Genomic DNA, 13,470 nt, shown 5'->3' with positions numbered 1-13,470 from the left:
GCCCTGCGTGTAGACCCGCACGTAGTCGACGTACATCTTCGCCGGCAGCGCGCCATCGTCGATGTTGAAGCCCGGCCAGTTGCCGCCGACCGCCATATTCAGCAGCAGGAAGAAGTCGCGCTGGAACTCGTCGGTGCCGCCGGCGCCGTTGGTGATGTCGATGACGTGGTACTGCGTGCCGTCGACGAACCAGCGGATCGTCGTCGGGCTCCACTCCACCGCGTACAGGTGGTAGTCCTGGATGCGGGTCGCCATGTGGCCGCCATAGGAGGCATGGCTGCCGTCGTTGGCCTGCCAGTGCACCGTGCCGTACACGTCGCTGCCGGTGTTGATCTGCTCCATGACGTCGATCTCGCCCGACGCCGGCCAGCCCACGCTGCCGAGGTTGCTGCCCAGCATCCAGAAGGCCGGCCAGGTGCCCTGCTTGCCCGGCAGCGCGATGCGCGCCTCGATGCGGCCGAACCGGAAGTTCTTCGTGCCCTGCGTCTTCATGCGCGCGGACGTGTAGCGCATGCCGCCGAAGTCCTCGCGCCGGGCCGTGATCACCAGCGCATCGTTCTCCACCGTCGCGTTCTCGCGCCGGTAGTACTGCAGCTCGTTGTTGCCCCAGCCCCCGGATCCGGTGCCGGTCTCGAAGACCCAGTCGGGCCCGATGCTGCCGTGGAATTCATCCTGCCAGACCAGCTGCCAGCTCTGCGCATGCGCGAACGGCAAGGTCAACAGTCCCAGGCACAGCGTGAAAAGTATCCGCAGTGTTCTCATCTCTTGTTCCTCGAGGTGTCGGAAGGTGGCGGTCGACACGGCATGCCGGGACACTCTGGCGGGCCCGTGGGCGCGATCCTAGCCGGGATGCAAGCGGTTTCAGAGGCTGCACTTTGCTACGAGGAAACCCACCCCCCTGCGCCGGGGACGGTGGTCAGGCGGCCAGCGCGCCGACCGGCTCGCCGGCCAGCCATTGCAGCAGTGGCGCCCAGCCGGCATCCGCCGGCCCGCGGCGGAAGACCGGCATGGATTCATCGTCCTGCAGCGGCTCGGCCGTGCGCATCTGCGCGGCGAGCACGGCCTCGTCGGCATCCGACGCATCGGCGCCCCGGGCCGCCCGCTCCCGCAGGCGCTGGCGAAGCAGCGCGGTGCTGGCGTCGAAGTCGAGCACGGCGCAGCGCACGCCCTGGTGCGCAGCCAGCTGGCGTGCTGCTTCGCGCTGGCCACGCTGCAGGAAGGTCGCATCGACGATCGCGTGGTAGCCGCTTTGCAGCACCACGGCGGCAAGGCGGCCGAGCTGCGCATGGGTGGCCGCCGTCATGGCGGGCTCGTAGAGCGTCGGCGCGCCGCGATCGAGCGGCCGCAGGCCGGCCAGGCGCTTGCGTTCGACGTCGGCGCGGATGCGGATCGCCCCGAGCGTCTCCAGCAGCTCCTGCGTCAGCGTCGACTTGCCGCTGCCGGAGAAGCCGTGCGTCAGCATCAGCACCGCCTTTGCGCGATCGCGGCGGCTGAAGCGCAGCGCCAGGTCGAGGTAGCGCTCGCCGGCCGCGCGTTCCGCGCCCGCTGCCTCGGGCGCGGCGCACTGCGCGGCCCGCAGCCAGTGCACCTTGGCTCGCACCAGCGCCCGGTGCACCAGGTAGTAGTCGAGCACCTGCACGCCGTCGTAGTCGCCGCACTGCTCGAGGTAGCCGTTGACGAAGCGGTGCGCCAGCTGCGGCAGGCCGTGGGCGTGCAGGTCCATCGCCATGAAGGCGAGTTCGCTCATCACGTCGATCCAGCGGAAGTCGTCGTTGAACTCGATGCCGTCGAAGACGGTGCTGTGCCCGTCRATCACGGTGACGTTGCCCAGGTGCAGGTCGCCGTGGCATTCGCGCACCCTTCCCTGCGCAAGGCGCCGTGCCATCACGGGACGCAGGCGCTCGAAGGCCGCGGCTTCCCAGCTGCGCAACGGCGCCAGGCGGCCGGCGCCACTGGCCGGGCCGGCGAGGGCCTCGAGTTCATCCAGGCTCTCGCGCAGCGGTGCCCGCACCTGCCCGGGTGACCCCAGCCGGCCGCCGGGGTCGGCCACCGCGGCCGCGGCATGGAAGCCGGCGAGCACGCGCACGAGTTCATCAACCTGCGCCGCGCCGAGCTGCCCGTGCGTTGCCATCGCATCCCACAGGCCATCCTGCGCAAAGGCGCGCATCTTCACGGCGACGTCGATGACGTCGCCTTGCCCGGCGAAGGCGGGGTTGTCCGCCGTGCCGGTGACCGGCACGGCCGCGAGGTACAGCCGTGGCGCCAGGCGCCGGTTCAGCCGCAGTTCCTCGTCGCACGCCCGCTGCCGCAGCGCGAGCGTGGACTGGTCGAGGAACGGCGTCGCCAGGGCCTTCTTGATCTTGTAGGCATGGCCGCCACACACCAGCACGAAGGAGATGTGCGTCTCCAGCAGCGTGGCGGGCTCGTCCTGCTGCGCCGCCAGCATCTGCTGCAGCTTGCGGACCATGGCCGCCTGGTGCTCGAGCGAGATCGGGGTCTGGGGCATCGGCACAGGCTATGCCGGCGGCCGGCGTGCCGCCTTGCGCAGGCGCAAACGATCCGCTCTCGCGACGCTTTCGCGAATGCCGACAAGGCTTCGCTGGTGCATCGCCGGTGCCGGACCCGCTGCGCGATCCTGGACGCATGGAAAGGCAAACCATGATGATCGACAACCCACCCGGGCGCGAGGCCGCACGATGAGCACCATCGGCAAGGGCCGGCCGCTCGACCGGCTGCTGCAGAAGCTGGACATCGCGGCGACCCGCACCCCGAACCCGTCGCCCGAGCGCACCGGCGGCGCCCGGCAGCCGCTGACGCCGCCCGATTCGCCACTGCGGCGCCGCAACGCGGTCAAGCAGGCCGGCGGCATGGCACTGCGCAATGCGCAGGTGGCGGCATTGCGCCTGCTCGGCGCCGGGGCCGCGGCGCAGCGGCCGTTGCCCAACCCCTGGGAGCGCCCGAATCCGTCCGGCCTGCCGACACCGCCGCTGACGCCACCCCAGACGCCGATGCCGATGCAGATGCCGGTGCCGCAGCCGTGGATGCAACGCCCGGCGCAGCGGCCGGCGGTGCAGCCGACGCCGCCGCAACGGCCGCCGCAACAGCTGCAACAGCCCCAACGGCCGCCGCAGTTGCCGGCGCGTCCGCAGGCCGCGCTGCCCAATCCGTGGGAGCGCCAGGCCCAGTGGCAGCAACCGGCGCCGCAGGGCCTGCCGCAGCGGCCCGGGCCGGCGCTCGGGCAGCAGGTCGACGGCTACCCGATCCAGGTGAAGCTGCCGCAGGGCCAGCAGAAGCTGCTCCGCAAGGAGCAGCGCGAGGCCACCAACGTGCCGACGCTCGCGCGCCACATCGGCCGCCTCTACAAGCAGCTGAACCTGAAGGTCACGGCCGACACCCTGCCCGCCTTCACCAACGCGCAGGTGCTGGAGAAGCCGAAGAAGCTCGGGTCGGGTGCCTTCAACACCGTGTTCGCGGTCAAGCTCAAGAACCCCGACGGCAGCCCGTTCGACGGCGTCTTCAAGCCGCTCGGCGCCACCGAGAACGGCTGGGTCGCCGCGGCGACCGGCATCCCGCGGCACGATCCGCAGATCGCGATGCGCAACATCGCGACGGTCTCGTATGCGAAGAAACTCGGCCTCGACGTGGTGCCGGACACGCGCATGGCGGTGATCGACACCGGCCGCGGCGTCGTCGACCCCGACCTCGGCCTGGTCATGGAGCGCGCCCGCGGCAAGCCGGCCGCCGAGACCGACCCGGGCGTGCTGGCCCGCCCGGACGTCTGTGCCGAGGTCACCAAGCTGCAGCTGCTCGACCACCTGACGGGCCAGGGCGACCGCCACGCCAACAACTACTTCATCAACATCGAGCCCGACGGTCGTGCCAAGGTGATGGGCATCGACAACGACCAGTGCTTCGGCAAGAACCTGACCGACCCGGCCGGCATCCAGCAGCTCGACCACGACCGGCTGCGCTACGGCTTCCGCGGCACCGCGCTGCCGCCGGTGGTCGACACCGGGATGGCGCGCGCGATCAATGCGCTGACGTCGCGCGACATCCGGGCCATGCTGGGCAACAAGCTGAGCGAACCCGAGATCCAGGCGGCGATCGCGCGCCATGAAGGCGTCAAGGACCACATTGCGCAGCTGCGGGCCTCCGGCCACATCATCGAGCCGTCGCAATGGGGCCACCCGAACGTGCAACGGCTGCTGAACGGCCAGAACAGCTATTTCGGGCGCGAGCGCGACCGGGCGCTGGCCCTGCAGGCCGCACGCGGACGCGACAATGCGCGCGCCCCGAACAACAACTGGTGATGAGAGCGATCCCCATGAATGCATCCACCATCGCGCCGGGCCACGGCCGCGCCGCGTCCACCGCCCGGGCACTGTTCGAGGCCGAGCAACTGCCCTTCCCGCCCGTGCCGGCAGCGCTGGCGGCATCGCTGCAAGCGCAGGCGCCCGGCTGGTTCGCGACACGGCCGGTGGCGTCGACGCCCTACGATTTCGATCACTTCCTGGCCGAGGTCGAGTCGCAGCCCGACGTGGCGGACTACGCCGTCGTCGGCTTCGACGGCCACGGCACCAACAGCTGGGCCGTGCACTGCTACCTGGTCGGCAAGGCGCTCGCGCTGTTCGTGCAGTTGCCCTGGGGCGGTGCCTACCTCGAGGCCGAGCCGGCCCGGGCCGAGATCGCCGACCTGTTCGAATGGGCCGGGGCCCTGCAGTCCCGGCTGCAGCGCGCCGAGGCGGATCGCAAGATCCCGGACGGCATGCGCCTGGAGATCGCCGCGAGCCGTTTCGGCCATGCCGGCTGGCGCTGGCTCGGCAGCGGCCCGGACGCCGCAGCGACCGCCTGGAACCCGGCGGCGGGCATGAAGGCCGCGATCCTGCAAGAGCTCGACGACGTCATCGCCGGACGGCAGGTGCTGGCGGCCCGGTGAGCGGCCTGTCCGCCCTTGAACCTGTCGTCAACCTGTCGTAGGTAGAAACCGATGGCACCCGAAGGGGCCCCACTCCCTAGAGTGGGCTTCCTCTCACGGAGCCACCATGATCGACAGAAACCTTGCACGGGGACTCTTCCTGACCGCCATCGCGCTGGTCTTCGGACTCGGCGCGCTGCGCTACCCCATCGGCGACCTCAGCCGCGCCGGGGCCGGGCTGTTCCCGCTGATGATGAGCGGCCTGCTGCTGCTGATCGCGGTGGCCACCATCGTGCGATCGCGCTTCGTCGCGTCGGCGCGCTTCGAATTCCACAAGGCCAACATCGCCTTGCTGCTGGGCAGCCTGTGTGCGTTCGCGCTGGTCTCGCGGCTGCTGAACATGACGGCGGGCATCGTCGCGATGGTGTTCATCTCGGCCTTCGCCGGCTCGGCGCGGTACTCCATCGCGCGCAACCTCAAGGTGTCGGTCGGCCTGTTCCTGGTGGCGCTGGCGTTCCAGAAGCTGCTCGGCCTGAGCCTGAACCTGTACTGAACCATGGACGCCCTGCACAACCTCGCCTTCGGCTTCAGCCATGCGCTGACGCTGCAGAACCTGCTGTTCTGCGCCATCGGCTGCACGGTGGGCACGCTGGTCGGCCTGCTCCCGGGCCTGGGGCCGCTGGCCACCATCAGCCTGCTGCTGCCGCTGACGTACTCGATCCCGACCACCGGCGCGCTCATCATGCTGGCCGGCATCTACTACGGCGCGCAGTACGGCGACAGCGTCAGCGCGATCACGATGAAGATCCCGCATGCCAGCAGCATCGTGGCCTGCATCGACGGCTACCAGATGACGCTGAAGGGCAAGACCGGCCTGGCGCTGTTCACCGCCGGCGTGTCCAGCTTCATCGGCGGCACGGTGGCCATCGTCGTGCTCACCTTCCTGGCGCCCAGCCTCGGCGAAGTGGCCTTCCTGTTCGGCCCGGCCGACTACTGCGCGCTGATGCTGGTGGGCTTCGTCTGCGTGAGCTTCGTGACCACCGGCAGCCTGCTCAACGGCATGGCCATGTGCCTGATCGGCGTGCTGCTGGGCCAGATCGGCACCGACGTGAACAGCGGCGTGCCGCGCTACACGATGGACCTGCCGATGCTGGCCGACGGCGTGGGCCTCGTCAGCGTGGCGCTCGGCTGCTTCGGCATCGCCGAGATCACGAAGAACCTGGATTCGCGCGAGGAGCGGTCGCCGTTCAACGGCGCCATCCACCTGATCCCGACCTGGACCGAGTTCAAGCGCATCATCCCGAGCGCGCTGCGCGGCAGCGTGATCGGCTCCTTCCTCGGCATCCTGCCCGGCGGCGGGCCGGTGATCGCGCAGTTCGCGGCCTATGCCGTCGACAAGAAGGTCAGCAAGTACCGCGACGAGATCGGTTCGGGCGCCATCGAGGGCGTGGCCGGCCAGGCGGCGGCCGACGAAGCGGCGGCGCGCACCAGCTTCATCCCGCTGATGAGCATCGGCATCCCGGAGAACGCGGTGATGGCGCTGATGATGGCGGCCTTCATCATCAAGGGCATCCAGCCCGGGCCCAACATGATTGCCGGCCACCCGGACCTGTTCTGGGGCCTGGTGGCCAGCATGTGGGTGGGCAACTGTTTCCTGCTGGTCCTGAACGTGCCGCTGGTGCGCTACTGGCTGTCGGTGTTCAAGATCCCGTACAGCGTGCTGTTCCCGTCGATCCTGTTCTTCTGCTGCATCGGCACCTACAGCGTCAACAACAACCTCGACGACATCTTCGTGACCGCGGCCTTCGGGCTCGGCGGCTACCTGTTCGCCCGGCTCGACATGGACGCGGCACCGCTGATGCTCGGCTTCATCCTCGGGCCGATGCTGGAGGAGAACTTCCGCCGCGCGATGCTGCTGAGCCGCGGCAGCTTCAACGCCTTCGTCACGCGGCCGATCAGCGCGACGCTGCTGGCGCTGATCGCCGCGTTCATCGTCTGGCAGCTCACCTCGTTCGTGTTGAAGGCGCGCGGGCGACAGGCCCAGCCGGCCGCTACCGCAGCTTGACGACGACCTTGCCCTTCGCGCGGCCGGTCTCGACGTAGGCCAGGGCTTCGTTCGTCGATTCGAACCCGAAGACCCGGTCCACGACGGGGCGGATGGCACCGGCCTCGATCAGCGAGGTGATCTCTCGCAGCTGGGGTCCGCTGGCGCGCATGAAGAGGAACGCGTAGTTCAGGCCATGGCGGATCGCGCGCCGCCTGACGCCGGAACTCAGCAGGCGGACGACCAGGTTCACGAACCACGGCGCGCCGATCCGCGCGGCGAAGGCCGGGTCGGGCGGGCCGGAGATGGAAATGAGCGTGCCGCCGGGTTTCAGCACGCGCAGCGATTTCTCCAGCGCCGCCGTGTCCTGGCTGTGCAGCACCACGTCGAAGTCCTTCAGCACGTTCTCGAAGTCGTCCTTCCTGTAGTCGATGACGATGTCGGCCCCGAGTTTCTTCACCAGCTCGGCGTTGGCGCTGCTGGTGGTCGTGGCCACCGTGGCGCCCAGGTGCTTGGCCAACTGGATGGCGAAGCTGCCGACGCCACCGGACCCGGCCTGGATGAAGACCTTCTGGCCCTTCTTCAGCTTTGCCGTCTCGACCAGCGCCTGCCATGCCGTCAGTCCGACCAGCGGGATGGAGGCCGCTTCTTCCATCGTCAAGGACTTGGGCTTGAGGGCCAGGGAGTCCTCCTTGACGGCGATGAATTCGGCGAAGCTGCCGATGCGGAAATCGTCGGGCCTGGCGTAGACCTCGTCGCCCGGCTTGAACAGCCGCACGCGCGGCCCGACCTGCGTGACGACACCAGCCACGTCATGGCCCAGCACGAGCGGCAGGCGGTACGGCAGGATCAGCTTGAACTCGCCGTTCCTGATCTTCGAATCCAGCAGGTTCACGCCCGCGGCGTGGACCTGCACCAGGACGTCGTCGTCGCGCAGCGGCGGGACGGGCTGGTCCACCAGCTGCGGCGCACGCTGCTTGCCGTATCGATCGAGGATGAGTGCTTTCATGGTGTTTCCTGGTGTGTTCATGCTTCGAGCCGCAAGTCCTTGCGCACGCCCGCGTCGAGCAGGCCGGCCGGCGCAAACCGGCGCAGCAGGCGCATGCGGCCGGCCAGTCCCGGGGCGTAGCGGAGCTTGGGATGGGTTGCCAGGGCAGCCTGCACCACCACGTCGGCCACCCCCTCGGGTCCGTCCGCGCCCACGAGCACTTCCTTGACCCTTCTTTCCACGCCCTCGCGAACCTCGCGGTACACGTCGAGGGGCGCATCGGCCTGCAGCTGGTTCGCGTCGAAGGGCGTGTTGATGTAGGCGGGTTCGACGACCGAGACCCGGATGCCCAGCGTGCGCAGCTCGTGGTCGAGCGATTCGGAGTAGCCGGCGACGGCATGCTTGGTGGCGGAATACAAGGCCATGTAGGGCATCGGCAGGAAGCCCAGCACCGAGCCGATGTTGATGATGCGCCCCGAACCTTGCCGGCGCATGTGCGGCACGACGGCGCGCGTCATGCGGACCATGCCGAAGAAGTTGGTGTCGAAGATCGCATGGGCTTGCGCGAGCGAACTCTCCTCCGCAGCCGCCGGCGACACGCCGAAGCCGGCGTTGTTGACGAGCAGGTCGATGCGGCCTTCGCGCTGCAGCACGGCCTGGACGGCTTCCTCGACCGAATCGTCCTGCGTCACGTCGAGCCGCAGCATCTCGAACGATCGCGAACCCGCGCTGCGGGGGCGCCGGCTGGTGCCGTACACCGCGTACCCGGCCTTCGCCAGCCGCTGCGCGGTCGCCAGGCCGATGCCGGACGAAGCCCCCGTGACGAGGGCGACGCTGTCTTTCGTGTTCATCAGGTTTTCTCCATTTCGCATTACGATCATCATGTGTTGAGGCGAGCCAGGAACCGGCACACGCCGGCAGCGATCAGGTGCCGGCGGGGAGCAGTTGTTCCAGCGCCGCCTCGCGCAGCCGGTCCGACAGGGCGGGCTCATCGACGCTGCGCGCAAGCACCAGCGCCCCGACCATGGTCGCGATGGCCACGAGTGCCCGCTCGTGGGCAGCGGGCTGGCCCCAGTCCGGCGACTGGCGGGCGACGAGATCGATCATCGACTTGACGTAGCGCGTGGTGGCCCGGCGCACCTCCGGGGCCTGGCGCGGCGTTTCCGAGCCCAGCGCCGCCAGCGGGCATCCTTGCTCGATCTGCGCGACGTGCTCCCTGGACAGGTAGGCACGCAGCATGTGTTCCAGGGCCTTCCCCGGGGGCGCCGCGGCAGCCACCTCGGTCGCCGCGGCGGCAGACTCGGTGCACGCGAGATGGGCCGCTTCTGCCAGCATGACCTCGCGCGACGCGAAGTGCGAATAGAAAGCACCGTGCGTCAGGCCGGCCTCTTTCATGATGTCCGCGACGCCGGTGCCGTCGTAGCCGCTGCGGCGGATCGCCCGCGCGGCGGCGGACACGATGCGTTCGTGCGAGGCCTCCTTGGCGGCGGCGCGGGCGTGGGCTTTGTCGTTTCGCATGACGATCATCATACATGTTTTCAAGGCCGCAGGGTGAACTTCAGCGCCAGGTCGATTTCTTAACGCGATCGATTCGCATTTAGAATTGCCGGATCATGAATCGAGCCGTCCTCCTGCTGCTGGCCTGCTTCGCCTGGCCCGCCCTCGCCTTCGCTGCGGCCGACAACGCCGGCCCGACCATCGTCCACCTGCTGGACTACGTCGGCGTCGACTACCCGCCGACGGTGCAGGAGGGCAAGGTGCTCGACGCCGCCGAGTACCAGGAGCAGCTGGAGTTCGTCACCCAGGCCTCGGCGCTGATCGCGCAATTGCCGGAGAACCCGCAGCGCGCCGGGCTGCTGGCGAAGACGGAACGCCTGCGCGCGCTGGTCGACGGCAAGGCCGCCGGCACGGCGGTGAGCGTGCTGGCCGATGAGATCCGCCGGGATGTCGTGCGCGCCTACGGCATCGAGGTCGCGCCGAAGCAGGCACCGCCGATGGCCGCGGTCGCCACGCTGTACGAGGCGCAATGCGCCGCCTGCCACGGCAGCAGCGGCCACGGCGACGGCCCGCTGGCCAAGGGCATGGAGCCCGCGCCGGCCAATTTCCACGACGCCGGGCGCATGCGCGTGCGCAGCGTCTACGGCCTGTACAACACGTTGACGCTGGGCGTGGCCGGCACGCCGATGCGTTCGTTCCAGGAGCTGCCGGAGCAGGACCGCTGGGCGCTGGCCCTGCGGGTCGGCAGCCTGCGTTTCACGCCCGAACAGATCCGCACCGGCGAGAGCCTCTGGAAGGCCGGCGACCAGGACCGTGCGGGCACCGCGTCGCTGAAAGACCTCGTGACCCGCACGCCGGCCGAGGCCATCGCGAAGCACGGCGCGTCGGCCGAGCTGGTGCTCGGCTACCTGGGCACCCATCCGCAAGCGCTGCAGGCTGCCGCGCCGGCCCCGCTGGACTTCTCGCGCGCCAAGCTGCAGGAGGCCTTGGTGCGCTACCGCGCCGGCGACCGCGAAGGCGCCCGGCAACTCGCCATCACCGCGTACCTCGAAGGCTTCGAGCTGGTCGAGAACAGCCTCGACACGGTCGACGGCCCGCTCCGCGTCGAGGTCGAGCGGCAGATGATGGCCTTGCGCGGCGCGATCGCGGCCGGCCAGCCGGCCGACACGCTGGCCACGCAGGTGGCGGGCATCGATCAACTGCTGCGCCAGGCGCAGGACAAGCTCAGCACCGAAGGCCTGTCGCCAGGCACTGCGTTCGCCAGCTCGCTGCTGATCCTGCTGCGCGAAGGGCTGGAAGCGATCCTGGTGCTCGCGGCCATCCTCTCCTTCGTGCGAAAGACAGGCCGGCGCGACGCGCTGCGCTACGTCCACCTGGGCTGGATCGCCGCGCTGGTGCTGGGCGCCGCCACCTGGTGGGTGGCGCGTTCGCTGATCGGCATCTCGGGCGCGAACCGCGAGCTCACCGAAGGCATCACCGCGCTGATCGCGTCCGCGATGCTGCTGTACGTCGGCTACTGGCTGCACAGCAAGTCGTACGCGCAAGCCTGGCAGCACTTCATCCGCGAGCAGGTCAATGCCGCGCTCGGCAAGGGCACCGTGTGGGCGATGGCCGGCGTCTCGTTCCTCGCGGTGTACCGCGAGCTGTTCGAGGTCATCCTGTTCTACGAGGCCTTGTGGGTACAGGCCGGGCCGTCCGGGCAGACGGCGGTGCTCGCCGGCGTTGCCGCCGCGGCGCTCGCGCTCGCGCTGCTGACCTGGGCGATCCTGCGCTACAGCGCACGCCTGCCGATCGGTCCGTTCTTTGCCGCGACCTCGGCGCTGCTCGCCCTGCTGGCGGTGGTCTTTGCCGGCAGCGGCATCGCCGCGCTGCAGGAGGCGGGCGTGGTCGGCGCGCAGCCGATCGCCTTCGTCTCGGTGCCGCTGCTCGGCGTGCATCCGACGCTGCAAGGGATCGGCGCGCAGGTGCTGGTCCTGGGCCTCGTGGTCGCCGGCGCGCTGTCGGCGCGCCGCAAGCTCGCCGCACCCTGACGCGGCGCGGCAACCCGAAAAACATCCAACGACGACCCGAGGGAATCCGTTCCATGCAGTTCTCGAAGTTCCATCCCCTCCACGCCCTGGCCTCGGCCGCGGCACTGGCCTTGGCGCCCACCCTTTCGCAAGCCCAGGCGGCCGCCACGCCGGAGCCGGCCGCCTCGGCGCCCGAGGCCACGCTGCCCACGGTGCGCGTGAAGGCCACCGCCGAGAAGGAGACCGCCACCTCCCCGGTGCCCGGCTACCGCGCGACCCGCAGCGCCACCGCCACCAAGACCGACACGCCGCTCAACGAGGTGCCGCAGTCGATCTCGGTCATCACCGCCGATGCGGTGCGCGACCAGGCCTCGCCCAACCTGCAGGAGGCGCTGCGCTACACCGCGGGCGTGCGCACCGAGACCTATGGCATCGACAACCGCGGCGACTGGTTCTCGCTGCGCGGCGGCAGCAACGGCTCGACGCTGATCGACGGCCTGCGCCGCCCGCCCACCGGCTACTGGGGCCTGGTGCGCAGCGAGCCCTACGGCTTCGAGCGCATCGAGGTGCTGCGCGGGCCGGCCTCGGTGATCGCCGGGCAGAACGGCCCGGGCGGCGTGGTCAACCTGGTCTCGAAGCGGCCGCAGGCCGAGCGCGCCGCCGAGATCGGCCTGCAGTTCGGCAGCGACGAGCACCAGCAGCTGCAGGCCGATTTCACCGGCCCGCTGACCGAAGACGGCACCTGGCTGTACCGCGTGGTCGGCCTGGTCAAGCGCAGCGGCACGCAGGTCGACCACGCCGACGACGATCGCGAGCTGCTCGCGCCGTCGTTCACCTGGCGGCCGGACGCGGGCACCTCGCTGACGCTGTTCACGCAGTACCAGCGCGACCGCAGCGGCAACACCAACGCCTTCTTCCCGGCAGCGGGCACGCTGCTGCCGGCACCGAACGGCCCGATCCCGATGCAGACCTTCATCGGCGAGCCCGACTGGGACCGCTACGGCGGCACACGCTGGAGCCTGGGCTGGCAGTTCGAGCACAAACTCAGCGACGAGTGGACGCTGCGTCACAGCCTGCGCAACGACAACACCGACGGCAAGATGCGCACGATGTACGCCAGCTGGTGGGACGGCTTCGTCGACGCCAATGGCACGCCCGACGCCAACGGCACCTATTTGAACCGCACCTTCTACGCCTCCGACGACAAGGACCGCGTCACCAACGGCGACCTGCTGTTCGAAGGCAAGCTGCGCCTGGGCGCGACCGCCCACACGCTGCTGGCCGGGCTGGACGGTTTCGATTCGCGCGCCGGCCAGCGCTACTACGGCGACTTCGCGGCCACGCCGCTCGACGTCTACCACCCGGTGTACGGCAGCTTCCCGCTGCCGGCGCTGGCCGACGTGCCCGAGGTCGTCACCAAGGCGCGGCGCCTGGGCGTGCTGCTGCAGGACCAGGTCAAGTTCGACGATCGCTGGGTGCTGGTGGCCGGTGTGCGCCACGACCGCGTGCGCAACGCCGTCGACGGCGGCGACAACGCCAGCTACAGCGCCACCAGCAAGAACCTCGGCGGCGTGTGGCTGGCCGACGGCGGCTGGTCGCCCTACCTCAGCTACTCCGAATCCTTCGAGCCGGAGACCGGCACCGACGCCGCCGGCGGCCTCTTCAAGCCCAAGCGCGGCAAGCAGGTGGAAGCCGGCGTCAAGTGGCAGCCGGCCGGGTCGCGCATCAGCGCGTCGGCCTCGGTGTACCGGCTGAAGGAGAAGAACCGCCTGACCAACGACCCGGCGAACCCGAACTTCTCGGTCCAGCTCGGCGAGGCCACGGTCAAGGGCGTGGAGCTCGAGCTCGCCGGCCAGTGGGCGGCCTGGGAGTTCACCGGGCAGTACAGCTACACCGATGCCCGCATCACCGAAACCGGCAGCACGCCCGACGAACTGGCCACGCTGGACCAGCAGCTGGAGGCGATCCCGAAGCAGAGCGCCGGGCTGTGGGCGGTGACGCGCATCGCGGCGCTGCC

The 13,470-nt window shown here is 69.9% G+C and carries 11 protein-coding genes; 6 read left to right on the top strand and 5 right to left on the bottom strand.

From position 1 onward, the window contains the following. Together AC1DYN_RS28810 and AC1DYN_RS28805 are read right to left on the bottom strand one after the other, a co-directional pair. On the bottom strand, nucleotides 1-714 hold a 714-nt coding region (locus AC1DYN_RS28810), incomplete at its 3' end, for a glycoside hydrolase family 16 protein (RefSeq protein WP_477965556.1). A 202-nt stretch (nucleotides 715-916) separates the two neighbouring features. Then, complete coding sequence (locus AC1DYN_RS28805) at nucleotides 917-2,506, bottom strand: bifunctional aminoglycoside phosphotransferase/ATP-binding protein (protein WP_477965554.1); 1,590 nt, start codon at nucleotides 2,504-2,506, stop codon at nucleotides 917-919. A 190-nt stretch (nucleotides 2,507-2,696) separates the two neighbouring features. Here AC1DYN_RS28805 and AC1DYN_RS28800 point away from each other — a divergent pair, with 190 nt between their 5' ends. The 4 genes from AC1DYN_RS28800 to AC1DYN_RS28785 all read left to right on the top strand — a co-directional run bounded on the left by AC1DYN_RS28800 (nucleotide 2,697) and on the right by AC1DYN_RS28785 (nucleotide 6,980). Then, a complete protein-coding gene (locus tag AC1DYN_RS28800) occupies nucleotides 2,697-4,310 on the top strand; it encodes a hypothetical protein (protein ID WP_477965552.1) in 1,614 nt (537 codons plus the stop codon). Nucleotides 4,311-4,324: 14 nt separating this feature from the next. Then, the gene (locus AC1DYN_RS28795) at nucleotides 4,325-4,936 is read left to right on the top strand and encodes a hypothetical protein (protein WP_477965551.1); all 612 of its coding nucleotides are present in this window, start codon (nucleotides 4,325-4,327) and stop codon (nucleotides 4,934-4,936) included. A gap of 106 nt (nucleotides 4,937-5,042) precedes the next feature. Next, nucleotides 5,043-5,468: a tripartite tricarboxylate transporter TctB family protein gene (locus AC1DYN_RS28790; protein WP_477965549.1), complete on the top strand. Its 426-nt coding sequence runs from the start codon at nucleotides 5,043-5,045 to the stop codon at nucleotides 5,466-5,468. A gap of 3 nt (nucleotides 5,469-5,471) precedes the next feature. Next, nucleotides 5,472-6,980, top strand: a complete 1,509-nt coding sequence (locus AC1DYN_RS28785; protein WP_477965547.1) for a tripartite tricarboxylate transporter permease — start codon at nucleotides 5,472-5,474, stop codon at nucleotides 6,978-6,980. On the opposite strand, the gene AC1DYN_RS28780 is transcribed toward AC1DYN_RS28785, so the two are convergent. The 3 genes from AC1DYN_RS28780 to AC1DYN_RS28770 form a co-directional block, all read right to left on the bottom strand. Beyond that, nucleotides 6,967-7,968: an NADP-dependent oxidoreductase gene (locus AC1DYN_RS28780; protein WP_477965545.1), complete on the bottom strand. Its 1,002-nt coding sequence runs from the start codon at nucleotides 7,966-7,968 to the stop codon at nucleotides 6,967-6,969. The genes AC1DYN_RS28785 and AC1DYN_RS28780 overlap by 14 nt on opposite strands. 17 nt (nucleotides 7,969-7,985) lie before the next feature. Continuing rightward, nucleotides 7,986-8,798 carry an oxidoreductase gene (locus AC1DYN_RS28775; protein ID WP_477965543.1) on the bottom strand — a complete coding sequence of 271 codons (813 nt, stop codon included), beginning with the start codon at nucleotides 8,796-8,798 and terminating at the stop codon, nucleotides 7,986-7,988. A 73-nt stretch (nucleotides 8,799-8,871) separates the two neighbouring features. Then, the gene (locus tag AC1DYN_RS28770) at nucleotides 8,872-9,477 is read right to left on the bottom strand and encodes a TetR/AcrR family transcriptional regulator (protein ID WP_477965541.1); all 606 of its coding nucleotides are present in this window, start codon (nucleotides 9,475-9,477) and stop codon (nucleotides 8,872-8,874) included. A gap of 83 nt (nucleotides 9,478-9,560) precedes the next feature. Here AC1DYN_RS28770 and AC1DYN_RS28765 point away from each other — a divergent pair, with 83 nt between their 5' ends. Together AC1DYN_RS28765 and AC1DYN_RS28760 are read left to right on the top strand one after the other, a co-directional pair. Further along, on the top strand, nucleotides 9,561-11,474 hold the full coding sequence (locus AC1DYN_RS28765) for a cytochrome c/FTR1 family iron permease (RefSeq protein WP_477965539.1): 1,914 nt from the start codon (nucleotides 9,561-9,563) through the stop codon (nucleotides 11,472-11,474). Between the two features lie 53 nt (nucleotides 11,475-11,527). After that, nucleotides 11,528-13,470 (top strand): TonB-dependent siderophore receptor (locus AC1DYN_RS28760; protein ID WP_477965537.1); only part of this gene is annotated, 1,943 nt, incomplete at its 3' end.

It is taken from the genome of Rhizobacter sp. P2_D12 (genome assembly GCF_056404395.1).
This window is presented reverse-complemented; position numbering and strand designations above follow the sequence as displayed.

What these genes read in the sequence shown, in the direction of transcription:
- AC1DYN_RS28770 (WP_477965541.1), bottom strand. Translation starts at nt 9,477, where the DNA reads ATGATGATCGTCATGCGAAACGACAAAGCCCACGCCCGCGCCGCCGCC.
- AC1DYN_RS28790 (WP_477965549.1), top strand. Translation starts at nt 5,043, where the DNA reads ATGATCGACAGAAACCTTGCACGGGGACTCTTCCTGACCGCCATCGCG.
- AC1DYN_RS28795 (WP_477965551.1), top strand. Translation starts at nt 4,325, where the DNA reads ATGAATGCATCCACCATCGCGCCGGGCCACGGCCGCGCCGCGTCCACC.
- AC1DYN_RS28765 (WP_477965539.1), top strand. Translation starts at nt 9,561, where the DNA reads ATGAATCGAGCCGTCCTCCTGCTGCTGGCCTGCTTCGCCTGGCCCGCC.
- AC1DYN_RS28775 (WP_477965543.1), bottom strand. Translation starts at nt 8,798, where the DNA reads ATGAACACGAAAGACAGCGTCGCCCTCGTCACGGGGGCTTCGTCCGGC.
- AC1DYN_RS28780 (WP_477965545.1), bottom strand. Translation starts at nt 7,968, where the DNA reads ATGAAAGCACTCATCCTCGATCGATACGGCAAGCAGCGTGCGCCGCAG.
- AC1DYN_RS28800 (WP_477965552.1), top strand. Translation starts at nt 2,697, where the DNA reads ATGAGCACCATCGGCAAGGGCCGGCCGCTCGACCGGCTGCTGCAGAAG.
- AC1DYN_RS28785 (WP_477965547.1), top strand. Translation starts at nt 5,472, where the DNA reads ATGGACGCCCTGCACAACCTCGCCTTCGGCTTCAGCCATGCGCTGACG.